The organism is Kitasatospora sp. NPDC058063 (genome assembly GCF_042885395.1).
Classification (GTDB): Bacteria; Actinomycetota; Actinomycetes; order Streptomycetales; family Streptomycetaceae; genus Kitasatospora; species Kitasatospora lactacystinica.
The window spans coordinates 53604-70407 of sequence record NZ_JBHVSD010000037.1; the positions used below are offsets into that span (position 1 = coordinate 53604).

The following is a 16804-nucleotide window of genomic DNA, read 5'->3' on the forward strand; positions in this document are numbered from 1 at the left end:
GTGATCTCCATGCTGACGATCGCGCACCTCAGTGACACCCACCTCGGCCAGGTCCACCGCCGGGACGGCGGCAGGCGCGCCCGGCGGCGGGCCGAGCAGGTGATGGCGTACCTCGACGCCCTGCCCGGCCCGCTGGACGCCGTGCTGGTCACCGGCGACCTCGCCGACCACGGCCTGCCCGAGGAGTACCGGGAGGTCGCCGAGGTGCTGGCCTCCCGGCACCCGGTGCTCATCTGCCCCGGCAACCACGACTCCAGGGCGCCGTACCGGGAGGTGCTGCTCGGCGAGGCGCCGGGGGAGGGGCCGGGGGAGGGGCCGATCAATCGCCTGCACCAACTGCCGGGCGCCGACGTGCTGATGCTCGACTCCTCGATACCCGGGCAGGACGACGGCCTGCTGGACGAGCGGACGCTGGACTGGCTGGACGCCGAACTGGCGTCCGGCCGCGGCGAGTTGCCCGCGCTGGTGGCCTTCCATCACCCGCCGGTGGAGCTGCACCTGCCGTACGTCGACCCGATCCGCCAGTTCGGCGAGGCGCGGCTGGCGCAGGTGCTGCGCCGGCACCCCCGGGTGGCCGCCCTGCTCTGCGGCCACGCGCACACCTCCGCGGCCACCACCTTCGCCGGTCTGCCGCTGCTGGTCGCGCCCGGCGTGGCCTCCACCGTCACGCTGCCGTTCGAGGGCGGGCGCGGCATCTCCTTCGACCACCCGCCGATGTTGGCCTTCCACATACTGGACGGGGACCGCCGGCTCACCACCCACTACCGGGCGCTGCCGGCCCGGGACTGACCGATCGGCCCGGCGCTACGGGTGGTTGGGCCGCACCCGGGCCTGGCGCGGCGGCTGTTGCGGTGCCTGGCGCGGCGGTTGGTACGGCTGCTGGTGCGGCGCTCGCTGCGGCTGGTTCCCGGGCCCGTACGGCTGCTGCCGCCCCGGACCGCCGTACGGCTGCGGTGGCTGCTGCTGCGGCGACTGCGGCTGGGGCGACTCGTACGGCTGCCGGTACACCGACGACGGGCCGGGCCGGGGGAACGGCCGCGCGGCCAGCGGCTCGGAGGGCCCCCGGCCGCCCGCCGTCGGGTTCGTGGCGCCCGGCGTCCGCATCCGCTGGGCCGCGACCTGGCGGGAGATCAGGATCTCCAGCAGGCACCACATGGTGCCGAACACCCCGAGCCCCATGGCCAGCAGTGCCGGTGTCAGCAGCCAACTGCCCGCGTACGAGGCCAGGGTGGCCACCACGACGCCCACCAGGGTGAAGGACAGGCAGAGCACCGCCCGGACTGCGGCGGCGCGCACCTCGTCGGGCAGGCGGCGGCGACGGCGGCGTGGCACGGACATCGAGCGACCCCCAGGCGCGTGGCGCGTGTTCTGTGAAGCATACGGAACGGGTGCACACGAAACGCGCCCCTCGCCTCACTCTGCCCCGCCGAACCAGGACTATGCGTCCGAAACCGCCGAACTGCCTTCAAATCGTGTCATCCAGGCCGTCCCGTCGTGTCATCCGGGCCGTCCCGGCAGGCCCGGCGCCGTCCGGCGGCCCGGTTCAGTCCAGCTGGACGTTGAGCTCCTCCAGTGCGCCGGTCACGATCGTCCGCATCGCCCGCTCGGCGTGGACGGCGTCCTCGGCGCAGATCGCCTCCGCGACCTCGCGGTGCAGGCGGATCGCGTACGGCTCCGGCTGATGGGGCATCAGATGGTACTCGGTCCGGCCGGTGAGCACCGCCGCGACGCTGTCCCCGAGGTGGGCGAACATCTCGTTGCCCGAGGCACGCAGCACCAGGGAGTGGAAGGCGATGTCGTGCCTGAGGAAGGCGTTCAGGTCGGCGGCCCGTGCGGTGACCGTCAGGTCCACGGCCAGTGAGCTGAGTTCGCGCCGGTCGTCGTCGCTCGCGTGGGTGGCGGCGAGCGCGGCCGCGGCCGGTTCGACGGCCACGCGCAGCGAGCCGAGCGAGCGCAGCTGGGCCGGGCGGTCCGCGCCGGCCAGGCGCCAGCGGATCACCATCGGGTCGAAGACGTCCCAGAGCGACTTCGGCTGCACGGTGATCCCGACCCGTCGCCGGGACGCCACCATCCGCATCCCCTCCAGGACGCGCACCGCCTCCCGGACGACCGTCCGGGACACCCCGAACCGGCCCTCCAGTTCCTCTCCGCGCAGTACCGCCCCCTCGGGGATCTCCCCCGACGCGATCGCCGGCCCGAGCTCGGCAAGCAGCCGACCGGGCAGCCCCTGGATCTCCATCCGCCCAGCGTAGACGGCCGCTCCGCGGGCCTTCACCTCGCCCTGCGACCCAGACCACATCGTAAAAGTATGACGATTTGGTTTCCGTCACTTGAATACGTCATATCTTTGAGGCGATAGTGGCGGCCAGGCAACGAAGGAGCACCACCCCATGGCTCTCAGCGTCGAGAACCACGACCTCCCGCAGGCCCCCCTCACCGTCGTGGTGATGGGCGTCTCGGGCGTCGGCAAGACCACCCTGGCCCGCCTGCTGGCGGACCGTCTCGCCCTCCCCTTCGCCGAGGCGGACGAGTTCCACCCCGCGGCCAACATCGCCAAGATGTCCGCCGGCGTCCCGCTGGACGACCAGGACCGCGCCCCCTGGCTGCGCGCCGTCGGCGCCTGGCTCAAGGAGCGGACCGAGGCCGGCACCGGCGGTGTGGTCACCTGCTCGGCGCTGAAGCACCGCTATCGCGAAACCCTGCGCGCGGCCTGCCCGGGCGCCTTCTTCCTGCACCTCAGCGGTGGCCACGAGCTGGTCGAGGACCGGCTCAGCCACCGCACCGGCCACTTCATGCCGTCCTCGCTGCTCGACTCGCAGTACGCCGCCCTGGAACCGCTGGCGGCGGACGAGCGCGGAGGCGTCCTGGACGTCGGCCCGTCCCCCGAAGAACTCGTCGAGATGGCCGTGGCGCTGCTGCGGCCCGTCAATGGAGACCTCGCGTGAGCATTGCCCCCATCCTGCTGGCGGCCGCCCCACCGGCCCTGCCGCACACCAGCAGCGACTCCCAGCTGCTGATCGCGGTGCTGCTCAGTATCGGTGCGATCGTCGTACTGATCACCAAGCTGAAGCTGCACCCGTTCCTCGCCCTCACGCTCGGCTCCGGCCTGCTGGCCGCCGTCGCGGGCGCCCCCTTCGACAAGCTGCTGAGCAGCTTCTCCACGGGCTTCGGATCCACCGTCGCCAGCGTCGGCCTGCTGATCGGCCTCGGCGCGATGCTCGGCAAGCTGCTCGCCGACTCCGGCGGCGCCAACATCATCGCGGACACCGTCCTCTCCCGGACCGGCAACAAGGCGCTGCCCTGGGCGATGGCGCTGATCGCGGCCGTGCTCGGCCTGCCGCTGTTCTTCGAGGTCGGGGTCGTCCTGCTGATCCCGATCGTGCTGCTGGTCGCCCGCCGCGGCAACGTACCGCTGATGCGGGTCGGCATCCCGGCGCTGGCCGGCCTGTCGGTGCTGCACGGCCTGGTGCCCCCGCACCCGGGCCCGCTGGTCGCGGTCGACGCGCTGAAGGCCGACCTCGGCATCACCCTGGCGCTCGGCCTGCTGATCGCCGTCCCGACCCTGATCATCGCGGGCCCGCTGTTCGCGCGGCTGGCCGAGCGCTGGGTCGGCCCGCTGGAGATCCCGGCGGCCACCGCCCCCGAGGAGACGGCCAAGCACGACCGCACCCCGTCCTTCGCCGCGGTGCTGGCCACCATCCTGCTGCCCGTCGTGCTGATGCTCGGCAAGGCCCTGGCCGACGTCGTGATCGACGACCCGAAGGCGCTGGTCCAGCGGGTGTTCGACTTCATAGGCTCCCCGCTGATCGCCCTGCTCGCCGCGACCCTGCTCGGCATGGTGACCCTCGGCAGGGCGGCCGGCTTCGACAAGGCCCGGATCTCCGACACCGTCGGCAAGTCGCTCGGCCCCATCGCCGGCATCGTGTTCATCGTCGGCGCGGGCGGCGGCTTCAAGCAGACCCTGATCGACGTGGGCGTCGGCAACGCGGTCAGCGAGTGGTCCGGCAAGTGGCACATCTCGGCGCTGCTGCTCGGCTGGCTGATCGCCGTGCTGATCCGGCTGGCCACCGGCTCGGCGACGGTCGCCACGATCACCGCCGCCGGCATCGTCTCCCCGCTGGCCGCGAACATGTCCTCGACCCACGCGGCCCTGCTGGTGCTCGCGATCGGCGCCGGCTCGCTGTTCTTCTCGCACGTCAACGACGCCGGCTTCTGGCTGGTGAAGGAGTACTTCGGGATGAGCGTCGGGCAGACGCTGAAGTCCTGGTCGGTGATGGAGACGGTGATCTCGGTGGTCGCCATCGCCCTGATCATGCCGCTCAGCCTGATCATCTAGCGCGCGAAGCGACGACCGCCGAGGGGCGGCACCCGTGACCGTACGGGTGCCGCCCCTCGGCGTTTCATCGGTCCGACCCGTCCAGCAGCCCCGACAGCACCGCCGCCGTCGCCGTCAGCAGGTCCTCCGCGACCGCGCCGCCCGCCGCCGTCCGGGCCAGCAGCCCCTCCCGCGCCGCCAGGACCACCGTCGCGGCCTGGTCGGCGCTCGCGCCCGGGGGCACCAGCTCCGGCAGCGCCCGCTCCAGGACCTCGGCCAGCGCCCGTGCGACCGCCCGGTCGTGCGCGGCGACCTGCTCGGCCAGTGCCTCCGTCCGGGCCGCGACCAGCCGGAACTCCAGGAACAGCAGGATCCACCCGGACTCCGTCGGCTCGACCCGCAGCAGCGCCTCGACCAGCCGCCGCGCCCGCTCCCGGGGCGCCAGCGCCTCGCAGGCGGCGGCCAGTTCGGCCAGTTCGGCCATCCGCTGAGCGGCCTGGTCGTCGAAGAGCGCCAGCAGCAGCTCCTCCTTGCCGCCGAAGTTCGAGTAGAAGGCGCCGCGGGTGTAGCCGGCGGCGGCGCAGACGTCCTCGATGCTCGTCCGGGCGAAGCCGACGGAGAGGAACAGCTCGCGTGCGGCGGCGAGCAGCCGGGCCCGGGTGTGGATGCGGCGTCGGGGTGGTCGGGGGGCGGTATCGGCGGGGGGCGGGTTCACAGCAGCACGATACATGGTGTATTCAGTACGAGTCGTATTCAATACGAGCCGTACTGAAACGAGGGCCATGAGCCGCCTGCTGATCACCAACGCCCACCTGCTCCACCCCGAGGACGGCACCCGCACCGACCTCGGCTGGCTGGAGGCCGCCGACGGCCGGATCGCGGCCACCGGCACCGGCCGCCCGCCCGCCGCCGCCGAGGACGTCCGGGTCCTCGACGCGGCCGGCGGCACCGTCCTGCCCGGTCTGATCGACGCCCACGTCCACCTGCTGGTCACCTCGCTCGACCTGCACGACTTCACCAGCTGGACCCCCGGCTACGCCACCGTGCGCGCCCTCGCCGAGGCCGAGCGCATGCTGCGCCGCGGCTTCACCACCGTCCGCGACGTCGGCGGCGCCGACCACGGGATGGCGCGCGCGCTCGCCGAGGGCCTGGTGCCCGGCCCGCGGCTGCTGCACGGCGGCAAGGCGCTCTCCCAGACCGGCGGCCACGGCGACCTGCGCCCGCTCGGCGACGACTCCCTGCCCTGCTGCGAGTCCCGCCCGCACTTCGGCCGGATCGCCGACGGCGTGGACGCGGTGCGGGCCGCCGCCCGGGACGAGTTCCGCAAGGGCGCCCGCCACCTCAAGGTGCTGCTCTCCGGCGGCGTCGCCTCCCCGCACGACGAGATCGGCGCCGTCCAGTACAGCGAGGACGAGATCCGCGCGGCCGTTGAGGAGGCCGAGAACCACAACCGCTACGTCACTGTGCACGCCTACCACCCGCGGGCGATCGACCGCGCCCTGCGGGTCGGCGTGCGCTGCGTCGAGCACGGGAACCTGCTGGACGACGGCACGGTCGCCCTGCTGCTGGAGAAGGACGCCTTCCTGGTGCCCACCCTGGTCGCCTACGAGCAGACCGCCCGGGCCGGCGCCGCCTCCGGCCTGCCGCCCGCCTCCCTGGGCAAGCTCGCCGAGGTCCGCGACCGGGGCCTGGAGGCGCTGGAGCGCGCCCACCGCGCGGGCGTCAACCTCGTCTACGGCAGCGACCTGCTCGGCCCGCTGCACCCGGCCCAGCTGGAGGAGTTCACCCTGCGCGCCCAGGTCCAGCCGGTCGCGGACGTGCTGCGCTCGGCGACCACCACGGCGGCCCGGCTGCTCGGCCTGGCGGGGGAGATCGGCACCCTCGCCCCGGGCGCCCACGCCGACCTGCTCGTCCTGGACGGCGACCCGCTCGCCGACCTCGCCGTGCTCACCCGCCCCGACCTCCACCCGAAGCGGGTGGTCAAGGCCGGCGTCCCGGTCTGACGGCGAAACGGCGGGCGGGCGCCCGGGGAAACCCCGGACGCCCGCCCGCCGTGAAGGCCTCGACCAGTTCGGTGAGGCTGTGCCTACTTGTTCCCGCGCTTCGCGAGGCTGTGCTTACTTGTTCCCACGCTTCGCGAGGAAGGCCTCGACCTCGGCCTTGATCTCCGGCGTGTCCAGCCCGCGCACCGTCATCGTGGTGCGGCGGCGCAGCACGTCGTCCGAGGTGTACGCCCACTCGTTGTCCGCCGCGTACGCGACCTGCGCCCAGACGTCCGGACCGTCCTCGTGGATCGGCCGGCCGAGCTCCGGGTTCTCGTCGATCATGCGGGCGATGTCGAAGGACAGCGTGCCGTAGTGGCTGGCCAGGTGCTTGGCCACCAGCGGCTCCATCCGCGAGCCCGGCTCACGGTCGATCAGCAGGCGGTGCGCCACCGCGTTCGGCGCGCCGACGCCCGGCAGCGGGACGGTCGGGGCGATCGGGGACATGTCCTCGCCGAGGCTGGTGCCGGGCACGTGGGCCAGCTTCTCCAGGACGGCGCGGCCGATGTGCCGGTAGGTGGTCCACTTGCCGCCGGAGACCGACAGCATGCCGCCGCGGCCCTCGGTGACGACGGTCTCGCGCTTGGCGGCGGCGGTGTCGCCCGGGCCGCCCGGCAGCACCCGCAGGCCGGCGAAGGAGTAGGTGATCAGGTCGCGGTCGAGGTGCTCGTCGCGGATCGCGTGCGCGGCCTCGCCCATGATCTGGTCGATGTCCGCCTCGGTAGCCCGGACGTCCTTCGGGTCGCCGGTGTACTCCTCGTCGGTGGTGCCGAGGAGGACGTGGTCCTCCCACGGGATGGCGAAGGAGACGCGGTACTTGTCGATCGGGATGGTCAGCGCGGCGCGCCACGGCGAGCGGCGCTTGACGACCACGTGGGCGCCCTTGGAGAGGCGGATCGACGGCGCGGCGCCGGCGTCCTCCATCTTGCGCAGGTGGTCCACCCACGGGCCGGTGGCGTTCAGCACCAAGCGGGCGTCGATGCCGAACTCGCTGCCGTCCAGGCGGTCGCGGAGGTCGGCGCCGGTGACCCGGCCGCCGGTGAAGCGCAGGCCGGTGACCTCGGCGTGGTTGAGCACCACGGCGCCGGCGTCGACGGCGGCGCGCACGGTCATCACGGCGACGCGCGAGTCGTTCATCTGGTGGTCGCCGTAGACGGCCACCGAGCGCAGGCCCTCGGTGCGCAGCGCGGGCACCTGCTGGGCGGCGTGGGCGGCGGTGGAGACCCGGCCCATGCCGTCGCGGAAGGCGGACAGCGCGGAGTACAGGAAGACGCCGGCGCCGAGCTTGGCGGCGCCGTGCGGGCCGCCCTTGTAGACCGGCACGAAGAAGGTCAGCGGGTTGACCAGGTGCGGGGCCACGTCGGTGGAGAGCGCGCGGCGCTCCTTGTGGTTCTCCGCGACCAGCTTGACCGCGCCGGTCTGCAGGTAGCGCAGACCGCCGTGGACGAGCTTGGAGGAGGCGCTGGAGGTGGCGCCGGCGAAGTCGCCGGCGTCGACCATGGCGACCTTGAGGCCGGCCTGGGACGCGGTCCAGGCGACGGCCGTGCCGAGGATGCCGCCCCCGATCACCAGCAGGTCGTAGGTGGCCTTGCCGAGCAGCTCGCGGGTCTCGGCGCGGGAGGCGGTGCGGCCGGCGGTGCGCTCGGCGCCCAGGGTCGGAATGGTTGCCATGGTGGTTGTGTACGGCGCGCGCGGGTCGGGCGGCGCCGTTACTCCTCTCGTGTGCGGTGCGGCCTCTGCGGGAGAGGCCGGTCGGCCCGGTGCGGCGGGCCGGTTGAAGCCGGTGACACCCGTTGCCGGAACAGCGGGCGGCCGGTCGGGGCGCGGGGCCCCGACCGGCTTGTCGGTCAGTTGTTCTCTTCCTCCTCCACCCAGCCCATGGTGCGCTCCACGGCCTTGAGCCACTTCTTGTACTCACGCTCCCGGGTGGCCTCGTCCATGCGCGGGGTCCACTCGGCGGCGCGGTGCCAGTTGGCCCGCAGGGTGTCGAGGTCGTTCCAGAAGCCGACGGCGAGTCCGGCCGCGTAGGCGGCGCCGAGGGCGGTGGTCTCGGCCACGTACGGGCGCTCGACCGGTGCGTCCAGGACGTCGGCGATGTTCTGCATGAGCAGGTTGTTGCTGGTCATGCCGCCGTCGACCTTGAGGGCGGTGAGCTCGACCCCGGAGTCCTTCTGCATGGCGTCGACGACCTCGCGGGTCTGCCAGGCGGTGGCCTCCAGGACGGCCCGGGCCAGGTGGCCCTTGGTGACGTACCGGGTCAGACCGGCGATCACACCGCGGGCGTCGGAGCGCCAGTACGGGGCGAACAGGCCGGAGAAGGCCGGGACGAAGTAGGCGCCGCCGTTGTCCTCGACGGTGTTGGCGAGGGTCTCGATCTCGGCGGCGGTGGAGATGATGCCGAGCTGGTCGCGCAGCCACTGGACGAGCGAGCCGGTGACGGCGATCGAGCCTTCCAGGGCGTACACCGGGGCCTGGTCGCCGATCCGGTAGCCGACGGTGGTCAGCAGGCCGTGGTACGAGTTGACGATCTTCTCGCCGGTGTTCAGCAGCAGGAAGGTGCCGGTGCCGTAGGTGGACTTGGCCTCGCCCTCGTCGAAGCAGGTCTGGCCGAACAGCGCGGCCTGCTGGTCGCCGAGCGCGGCGGCGACCGGGACGCCGGCCAGGTCGCCGACGGCCTCGCCGTAGACCTCGGCGGAGGAGCGGATCTCCGGCAGGACGGCCATCGGCACGCCCATCGAGTCGGCGATCTTCTCGTCCCACGCCAGCGTGTTCAGGTTCATCAGCATGGTGCGGCTGGCGTTGGTGACGTCGGTGACGTGCTTGCCGCCGTTGACGCCGCCGGTGAGGTTCCAGATCACCCAGGTGTCCATGGTGCCGAACAGGATGTCGCCGGCCTCGGCGCGCTCGCGCAGGCCCTCGACGTTGTCCAGCAGCCAGCGGATCTTCGGCCCGGCGAAGTAGCTGGCCAGCGGGAGGCCGGTCTCGCGGCGGAAGCGGTCCTGGCCGACGTTGCGGCCGAGCTCGCGGCAGAGCGCCTCGGTGCGGGTGTCCTGCCACACCAGCGCGTTGTGCACCGGCTCACCGGTGTTCTTGTCCCACAGGACGGTGGTCTCGCGCTGGTTGGTGATGCCGATCGCGCGGATGTCGTCCTTGGTCAGGCCGGCCTTCTCCAGCGCGCCGCGGACGACCGACTGCACCCGGGTCCAGATCTCGGCGGCGTCGTGCTCGACGTAGCCGGGCTGGGGGAAGATCTGCCGGTGCTCCTGCTGGTCGACGGAGACGATCCGGCCGTCGGCGCCGAAGATGATGCAGCGGCTGGAGGTGGTGCCCTGGTCGATCGCGGCGATGTAGTTACCGGTGGAGGTCATGGGGAGGGTCCTCGGCTCGGGTTCGGGGGATACGGGGTGGGTGGGCCTGACGCGCGTCGTATCGGTCAGTCCCCGTGTACGGCGGGGGCGAACCCGTCCTTTAGAAGATGGCGTTGTAGACGCCACCGGCCGCGAGGCCGCCCAGGATCGGGCCGACGACCGGGATCCAGGCGTACGACCAGTCGGAGCCGCCCTTCTTCGGGATCGGCAGCAGGGCGTGCGCGATGCGCGGGCCGAGGTCACGGGCCGGGTTGATCGCGTAGCCGGTCGGGCCGCCCAGCGAGAGGCCGATGCCGACGACGGTGAAGGCGACCATCAGGGTGCCGGTGCCGGACTGGGAGAGGCCGGAGTTGGTGCCGATGGTGAGGATCGCGAAACAGAGCACGAAGGTGCCGATGACCTCGGTGAGCACGTTCTGGATCGGGTTCCGGATCTCGGGGCCGGTCGAGAAGATGCCGAGGGTGGGCTCCTCGTTCGCGTTGAACTGGCCCAGGTAGGTGACCCAGACCAGTACGGCGCCGATGATCGCGCCGAGCAGCTGGGAGCCGAGGTAGAGCGGCACCTGGCTCCACTCGCCGCTCTTCACCGCGAGCGCGATGGTGACGGCGGGGTTCAGGTGGGCGCCGGACTTCGGAGCCGACATGTAGGCGGCGATGAGGACCGCGAATCCCCAGCCGAAGGTGATCGCCAGCCAGCCGGCGTTGACGGCCTTCGACTTCTTGAGGGTCACGGCGGCGCAGACGCCACCGCCGAGGAGTATCAGGGCGGCGGTGCCGAGGGTTTCGCCGACGAAGACGTCGCCGTTGGAGAACGCGGACACAAAGACTCCCTTGTCCATATGGCCCGGAGGGTAGGTGGGGGCAGGCGGCCGGTCGATCGCTGTGCGGATGAGCGCACTGTGGGAGCGATCTCTCCGGCCATCGTTCGACAATGTCGACCGTCATGCGGAAGCTTCCTCCCCAGGTCGCCCCCACGTCAAGGCAGGGTTACGCAGCTGTGACCCTCGCCTCGGCAGGTCCGTCGACGTTACCGAGCGGAGCGCCCCGAAACGGGACAAAACGCCAGAGGCGCGGACAGGGCTCCCGCCCGTCCGCGCCTCAGCGTGACGAATCGACGGCCCTCGGCGGGCCGTCCGTGGATGTGCTCAGAACCGCCCGGCGCCCAGGTCGCGGGAGATCGCCCGCGCCGCGCTGCGCACCGAGGCCACCAGCGAGGGCTTCACGAAGCCGTCCTCGCAGACCCGCTCGACCGCCCCGCTGATGCACACCGCGCCCACCGGGTTGCGCCGCCGGTCCTGGATCAGCGCGCCGATCGAGGCCACGCCCTCCCAGGTCTCCTCGATCGAGTCCGCCCAGCCGCGCTCCCGGATCAGCGCGCACTCGGCGTCCACGTCGGCCGCCCCGGTCAGCGTCCGCACGGTGTACGACTCGTACGGCCCGTCGCCCAGCTCCCCGCGCGCCACCGGGTCGTAGGCCACCAGCACCTTGCCCAGCGCGGTGCTGTGCAGCGGCTGCATCGAGCCCACCTCCAGCACTTGCCGGGTGTCGTCCGGCCGGAACACGTGGTGCACGATCAGCACGCCCTGCTGGTGCAGCACCCCCAGGTAGACCGTCTCCCCGGACGCCCGGGCCAGGTCGTCCGCCCAGACCAGCGCCCGCGCCCGCAGCTCGTGCACGTCCAGGTAGCTCTGCCCCAGCCGCAGCAGCTCGGCGCCCAGCTGGTACTTGCCGGTCTCCGGGTCCTGCTCGACGAACCCCTCCTGCTGCAGCGTGCGCAGGATGCCGTGCGCGGTCCCCTTGGCCAGGTCCAGCGCCGTCGCGACCTCGGACAGGCCCAGCCGGCGTTCGCCGCCGGCCAGCAGGCGCATGATCGCGGCGGCCCGGGAAAGCGACTGGATCGGGCCGGGCATGGGTACCTCCGCGCTGAAAGGCGGTCGACAATGTCGACCACAGTGATGACGGGACGAGTCTGCCAGGCCGCCCGGACTCCGTGCACCTTCCCCCCGGGTAACCCGCCCCGGCCCTCCCGCCCGCGGCGCGGTCCGCCGGGTGCGCGGACGGCCCCGCGCCGGGCCCTCACCGCTCCCGCGCCGTCACCCCACCGCCCCCGCCCGCTGCGCCCGCAGCACCGTCACCTCCGCCGCCAGCGCCGCGATCCCGTCCGTCCCGACCCGGCAGCAGCCGCCCACCAGCCGCGCGCCGTCCGTGAGCCAGCCGCCCACCCGGGCCGAGCGGAAGGTCGGCTCGCCGCACCAGCCCCGGCGGGCGGCGTCCCAGCTCTCCCCGCTGTTCGGGTAGACCACCACCGGCTTCCCGGTCACCTCGGCGGCCACCGCCACCGCCCGGTCCGCGTCCTGCGGCGTGCAGCAGTTGACGCCCACCGCGACCACCTCGTCCACCTCCGCGGCCAGCGCGAAGGCCTCCGCCAGCGGCTGCCCGGCCCTGGTCCGGTCGCCCTCGACGCTGTACGACAGCCAGGCCGGCACCCCCAGTCCGCGCACCAGCCCCAGCAGCGCCCGCGCCTCGTCCGCGTCCGGCACCGTCTCCAGCGCCAGCACGTCCGGCCGGGTCGCCGCCAGCACCTCCAGCCGCGGCCGGTGGAAGTCCGCCAGCTCCGCGACGCTCAGCCCGTACCGGCCCCGGTACTCCGAGCCGTCCGCCAGCACCGCCCCGTACGGGCCGACCGAGGCCGCCACCCAGCGCCGCCGCCCGCCCGGCTCCGGCCGTGCCGCCTCCCGGGCCAGCTCCACGCTCCGCGCCAGCAGCCGCGCGGCCTGCGCCCGGCCGACCCCGCGGCGCGCGAAGCCCTCGAAGCTCGCCTGGTAGCTCGCGGTTATCGCGACGTCCGCGCCCGCCGCGAAGTACGCCCGGTGCGCCGTCACCACCGCCTGCGGGTCGTCCGCCAGCAGCCGCGCCGACCAGAGCTCGTCCGAGAGGTCGTGCCCGGCCGCCGCCAACTGGTTCGACATCCCGCCGTCGAGCACCAGCGGACCGGCGGCCAGCGCGGCGGCGAAGTCCGGCGGGGGAGCAGTGGGCATCTCGGTCTCCTCTGGAAGAGTTCCTGGTCACAGCCTAGGGGCGGGCGCCCCCGGGCCGGGCAGGAAAACCATTTGCCGCCGGGGAACGCACTCGCTACGTTGTGCTCAGCCCGAGAAGAACAGCACCGCTGGAAGAGCACCGGCGACCACGGAGAGGAGCCCGGCGATGGCAGCGGACGACCAACCGCCCCCCACCGGGCCCGGAGCCGAGCAGCAGTGGCTCGCCGCGTACGACCCGCGCGCCTACGCCCCGATCGCCGTCACCGTGGACGTGGTCGCCCTGACCTTGCGCCACGGCGGCCTGCACGTCCTGCTCGTCGAGCGCGGCGCCCCGCCCCACCAGGGCTGCTGGGCGCTGCCCGGCGGCTTCCTGCGGGCCGGCGAGGAGGACCTGGACGAGGCCGCCGCCCGCGAGCTCGCCGAGGAGACGGGCCTGCTGAGCGCCTCCGCGGCCGGGGCCACGCCCTGCCGCCTCCACCTGGAACAACTCGGCACCTACGGCGCCCCCGAGCGGGATCCGCGGATGCACGTCGTCTCCGTCGCCTACCTCGCCTTCGCCCCGGACCTGCCCGACCCCCGGGCCGGGACGGACGCCGCGGCTGCCGCCTGGCACCCCGTCTCCGACCTGGACCTCCGGCCCTGCGGCCGGTCCCGAGTCGCCGGTGCGCCCGCCGACACCCACGGGGGTGGTGTCGACGGGCGCGCCGGCCCAGGCCCGGTCACGCTGGCCTTCGACCACGCCCGCATCCTCTCCGACGGCCTCGACCGGGTGCGCGCCAAGCTGGAGTACAGCCCGCTGGCCACCGCCTTCCTGCCGTACGACTTCACCATCCCCGACCTCCGCGCCGTCTACGAGGCGGTCTGGGACGAGAAGCTCCACCCCGGCAACTTCCACCGCAAGGTGCTGTCCGTGCCCGGCTTCGTCGAGAGCACCGGCGCCACCACCGAGCGCGGCGGCGCCCGCGGCGGCCCCCGCGCCCGCACCTACCACGCCGGCGACGCCCGCCTGCTGCACCCCGCGCTGCTCCGCCCCACCCGCGACGACCCGGCCGGCGCCGCCGGCGCCCCCTGAGGCCCGGCGGCCCACGGCAACGCCGTCGGCCGACCGGGCTACCATCCGGCCATGACCACTGACGAAGCGACGACCACCGCCGAAGCCCACCGGCCGTTCTCGCACTGCCACTTCTGCGGCACGCCCTACCCGCCCGGCACCCGCCTCTGGCCCCGCACCTGCCCCGGCTGCGCCGAGATCAGCTACCGCAACCCGCTGCCCGTCGCGGTCACCGTCCTCCCCGTCACCCGCCCCGACGCCGACCCGGCCCTGGTCGTCATCCGCCGCACCATCGAACCCGGCTACGGCGAACTCGCCTTCCCCGGCGGCTACATGGACTACGGCGAGAGCTGGCAGCAGGCCTGCGTGCGCGAACTGCACGAGGAGACCGGCATCACCGCCGACCCGGCCGACGTCACCCTGATCCACACCGCGTCCGACCCCGCCGGCCGCTTCGTCATGCTCTGCGGCCTGCTCCCGGCCCGCCCGCTCGCAGAGCTCCCGCCCTCGCGCCCCACCGACGAGACCGACGGCTGGCTGCTCGCCACCGCCGACACCGCGCTCGTCTGGGACTTCCACAAGGGTGTCCTGCGCCGCTGGTTCAGCGGCGAGTTCACCCCCCGCTGACCCCGGGCCCGCCCTGCGGCGCGGGCCCCCGGCCCCCATCGGCCGACCCTGGCGCGGCGGCCGATCACATGGCATGGTCTGCACCGACAGCCCAACCGGACGGGTCTGCCACGAGCCCTCCCGTCCCCACCACCGGCCGGGAGACCACCACCGTGAGCACCCCACCGCAGGACCAGCCGCTCTGGCGCCCCAACCCCGCTCGCGCCGCCGCCACCCCCCTGGTGGCCTTCCAGGCCTGGGCGGCCGAGCACCACGGCGCCCCGGCCGCCCCGCTCGCCCCGGCCGACGACGACCAGCAGGCCGCCCGGCGCTACGCCAACCTGCACGCCTGGTCCACCGAGGACCTCGACCGGTTCTGGACCGCGATCACCCAGTGGTTCGACGTCCGCTTCAGCCAGGCCCCCGACGCCGTCCTCGCCGACCCCCGGATGCCCGACGCCGTCCTCGCCGACGAGACCCGCACCGGCTCCCAGTGGTTCCCCGGCGCCCGCCTGAACTACGCCGAGCACGTCCTGCGCCACTCCGAGGACCCGGCCAACGCCGACCGGCCCGCCATCCTCCACGTCGACGAGACGAGCGGTGACCCGGTCCCGACCACCTGGGCCGAACTGCGCCGCCAGGTCCTCTCCCTCGCCGCCGCCCTGCGCGCCCAGGGAATCGGCCCCCACGACCGGGTCGCCGCCTACCTGCCCAACATCCCGCAGGCCGTCGTCGCGCTCCTCGCCACCAACGCGGTCGGCGCCGTCTGGACCTCCTGCGCCCCCGACTTCGGCGCCCGCAGCGTGCTCGACCGCTTCCAGCAGCTCGAACCGGACGTCCTGATCGCCGTCGACGGCTACCACTACGGCGGCAAGGCCCACGACCGCACCGACGTCGTCGCCGAGCTGCGCCGCGAACTGCCCTCGCTGCGCACCGTCGTCCACGTCCCGCTGCTCGGCGGCCCGGCCCCCGAAGGCGCCCTCGACTGGGCCGACCTGGTCTCCGGCCGGGCCCCGGGAGCCGACGGCGAAGCGGAGTTCGCCCAGCTCCCGTTCGACCACCCGCTCTGGGTGCTCTACTCCTCCGGCACCACCGGCCTGCCCAAGCCGATCGTCCAGAGCCAGGGCGGCATCCTGGTCGAGCACCTCAAGCAGGTCGGCCTCCACCTCGGCCTCGGTCCGCAGGACCGCTTCTTCTGGTTCACCTCGACCGGCTGGATGATGTGGAACTTCCTGGTCGCCGGCCTCCTGGTCGGATCCACGATCGTCACCTACGACGGCAGCCCCGGCCACCCCGACGCCGGCGCCCTGTGGTCGGTCGCCGCCCGCACCGGCACCACGGTCTTCGGCACCTCCGCCGCCTACATCGGCGCCAGCCGCAAGGCCGAACTCCACCCCGGCCGCGAGCTCGACCTCTCCGCCGTCCGCTGCATCGGCACCACCGGCTCCCCGCTCCCGCCCGACGGCTTCCGCTGGATCTACGACGAGGTCAGTGAGGATGTCTGGCTCGCCTCGGTCAGCGGCGGCACCGACGTCTGCTCCTGCTTCGTCGGCGGCGTCCCGACCCTGCCGGTCCACGTCGGCGAGATCCAGGCCCCCTGCCTCGGCGCCGCCGTCGAGTCCTGGGACGTCCAGGGCCACCCGCACACCGACACCGTTGGCGAACTCGTCGTCACCAAGCCCCTCCCGTCCATGCCCACTGGCTTCTGGAACGACGACAAGGGCACCCGTTTCCACGACAGCTACTTCGACATGTACCCGGGCATCTGGCGCCACGGCGACTGGATCACCGTCACCTCCCGGGGCACCGTCGTCATCCACGGCCGCTCCGACTCCACCCTCAACCGCCAGGGCGTCCGGATGGGCTCCTCGGACATCTACGAGGTCGTCGAGCGCCTCCCCGAGATCGCCGAGTCCCTGGTCATCGGCCTGGAGGAGCCCGACGGCGGCTACTGGATGCCGCTGTTCGTCGTCCTCGCCCCCGGCGCGGAACTGAACGACGACCTGGTCGGCCGCATCCGCACCGCGCTGCGCACCGAACTCTCCCCGCGCCACGTGCCCGACGAGGTCATCGCCGTCGACGGCCTCCCGCACACCCTCACCGGCAAGCGGATCGAGGTCCCGGTCAAGCGCATCCTCTCCGGCACCCCGCTGGAGCAGGCCGTCAACCCCGGCTCCGTCGACCGCATCGAGCACCTGCGCTTCTTCGAGCAGCTCCGCCTCGACCGCCGGGCCTGACCGGCCCCGGGACGGACGAGAGGGGCGGCCCCCCCCACCCCCGGGGGGGGGGCCCCCACCCGGGTACCCCCACCGCCCCGCCCCCCCACAAGCCCGCGGGCGACAAGTGCGCGCCGGGCCCCCCCCCCCCCCCGCGCGGCCCCGCCCC

The 16804-nt window shown here is 73.6% G+C and carries 15 protein-coding genes; 7 read left to right on the forward strand and 8 right to left on the reverse strand.

Going from position 1 to position 16804, the window contains the following annotated elements; genetic code table 11:
• Positions 1-9: 9 nt before the first annotated feature.
• On the forward strand, positions 10-789 hold the full coding sequence (locus ACFVUY_RS39395; RefSeq protein WP_387736862.1) for a metallophosphoesterase: 780 nt from the start codon (positions 10-12) through the stop codon (positions 787-789).
• A gap of 15 nt (positions 790-804) precedes the next feature.
• On the opposite strand, the gene ACFVUY_RS39400 is transcribed toward ACFVUY_RS39395, so the two are convergent.
• Complete coding sequence (locus ACFVUY_RS39400) at positions 805-1338, reverse strand: hypothetical protein (RefSeq protein ID WP_387736863.1); 534 nt, start codon at positions 1336-1338, stop codon at positions 805-807.
• A 205-nt stretch (positions 1339-1543) separates the two neighbouring features.
• Positions 1544-2239: an FCD domain-containing protein gene (locus tag ACFVUY_RS39405; RefSeq protein WP_359911119.1), complete on the reverse strand. Its 696-nt coding sequence runs from the start codon at positions 2237-2239 to the stop codon at positions 1544-1546.
• A 151-nt stretch (positions 2240-2390) separates the two neighbouring features.
• On the opposite strand from ACFVUY_RS39405, the gene ACFVUY_RS39410 reads away from it, so the two are divergent.
• Positions 2391-2945 (forward strand): gluconokinase, encoded by a 555-nt coding sequence (locus ACFVUY_RS39410; protein ID WP_387694448.1) that lies wholly within the window; start codon positions 2391-2393, stop codon positions 2943-2945.
• Positions 2942-4336: a gluconate:H+ symporter gene (locus tag ACFVUY_RS39415; RefSeq protein ID WP_387736864.1), complete on the forward strand. Its 1395-nt coding sequence runs from the start codon at positions 2942-2944 to the stop codon at positions 4334-4336. The genes ACFVUY_RS39410 and ACFVUY_RS39415 overlap by 4 nt, the downstream gene beginning before the upstream one ends.
• 64 nt (positions 4337-4400) lie before the next feature.
• On the opposite strand, the gene ACFVUY_RS39420 is transcribed toward ACFVUY_RS39415, so the two are convergent.
• Positions 4401-5030 carry a TetR/AcrR family transcriptional regulator gene (locus tag ACFVUY_RS39420; protein ID WP_387694449.1) on the reverse strand — a complete coding sequence of 210 codons (630 nt, stop codon included), beginning with the start codon at positions 5028-5030 and terminating at the stop codon, positions 4401-4403.
• Between the two features lie 67 nt (positions 5031-5097).
• Here ACFVUY_RS39420 and ACFVUY_RS39425 point away from each other — a divergent pair, with 67 nt between their 5' ends.
• Complete coding sequence (locus ACFVUY_RS39425) at positions 5098-6318, forward strand: amidohydrolase family protein (protein ID WP_387736865.1); 1221 nt, start codon at positions 5098-5100, stop codon at positions 6316-6318.
• Between the two features lie 114 nt (positions 6319-6432).
• Here the strand turns inward: ACFVUY_RS39425 and ACFVUY_RS39430 are convergent, their stop codons facing one another.
• The 5 genes from ACFVUY_RS39430 to mmuM form a co-directional block, all read right to left on the reverse strand.
• A complete protein-coding gene (locus ACFVUY_RS39430; protein ID WP_387694451.1) occupies positions 6433-8028 on the reverse strand; it encodes an FAD-dependent oxidoreductase in 1596 nt (531 codons plus the stop codon).
• Between the two features lie 176 nt (positions 8029-8204).
• Entirely contained in the window at positions 8205-9725 is a 1521-nt protein-coding gene (gene glpK / locus ACFVUY_RS39435; RefSeq protein WP_387694452.1) for a glycerol kinase GlpK, read from the reverse strand.
• Between the two features lie 100 nt (positions 9726-9825).
• Positions 9826-10545 carry an MIP/aquaporin family protein gene (locus tag ACFVUY_RS39440; RefSeq protein ID WP_380553658.1) on the reverse strand — a complete coding sequence of 240 codons (720 nt, stop codon included), beginning with the start codon at positions 10543-10545 and terminating at the stop codon, positions 9826-9828.
• A gap of 324 nt (positions 10546-10869) precedes the next feature.
• Positions 10870-11634 carry an IclR family transcriptional regulator gene (locus ACFVUY_RS39445; RefSeq protein WP_387694453.1) on the reverse strand — a complete coding sequence of 255 codons (765 nt, stop codon included), beginning with the start codon at positions 11632-11634 and terminating at the stop codon, positions 10870-10872.
• Positions 11635-11817: 183 nt separating this feature from the next.
• Positions 11818-12762: a homocysteine S-methyltransferase gene (mmuM, locus tag ACFVUY_RS39450; protein WP_387736866.1), complete on the reverse strand. Its 945-nt coding sequence runs from the start codon at positions 12760-12762 to the stop codon at positions 11818-11820.
• Positions 12763-12928: 166 nt separating this feature from the next.
• On the opposite strand from mmuM, the gene ACFVUY_RS39455 reads away from it, so the two are divergent.
• From ACFVUY_RS39455 to ACFVUY_RS39465, 3 genes are all read left to right on the forward strand, one after another.
• Positions 12929-13834, forward strand: a complete 906-nt coding sequence (locus tag ACFVUY_RS39455; protein ID WP_387694455.1) for an NUDIX domain-containing protein — start codon at positions 12929-12931, stop codon at positions 13832-13834.
• Between the two features lie 51 nt (positions 13835-13885).
• Positions 13886-14440 carry an NUDIX domain-containing protein gene (locus tag ACFVUY_RS39460; RefSeq protein WP_387694456.1) on the forward strand — a complete coding sequence of 185 codons (555 nt, stop codon included), beginning with the start codon at positions 13886-13888 and terminating at the stop codon, positions 14438-14440.
• Positions 14441-14508: 68 nt separating this feature from the next.
• A complete protein-coding gene (locus ACFVUY_RS39465; protein WP_387736867.1) occupies positions 14509-16656 on the forward strand; it encodes an acetoacetate--CoA ligase in 2148 nt (715 codons plus the stop codon).
• Positions 16657-16804: the final 148 nt, after the last annotated feature.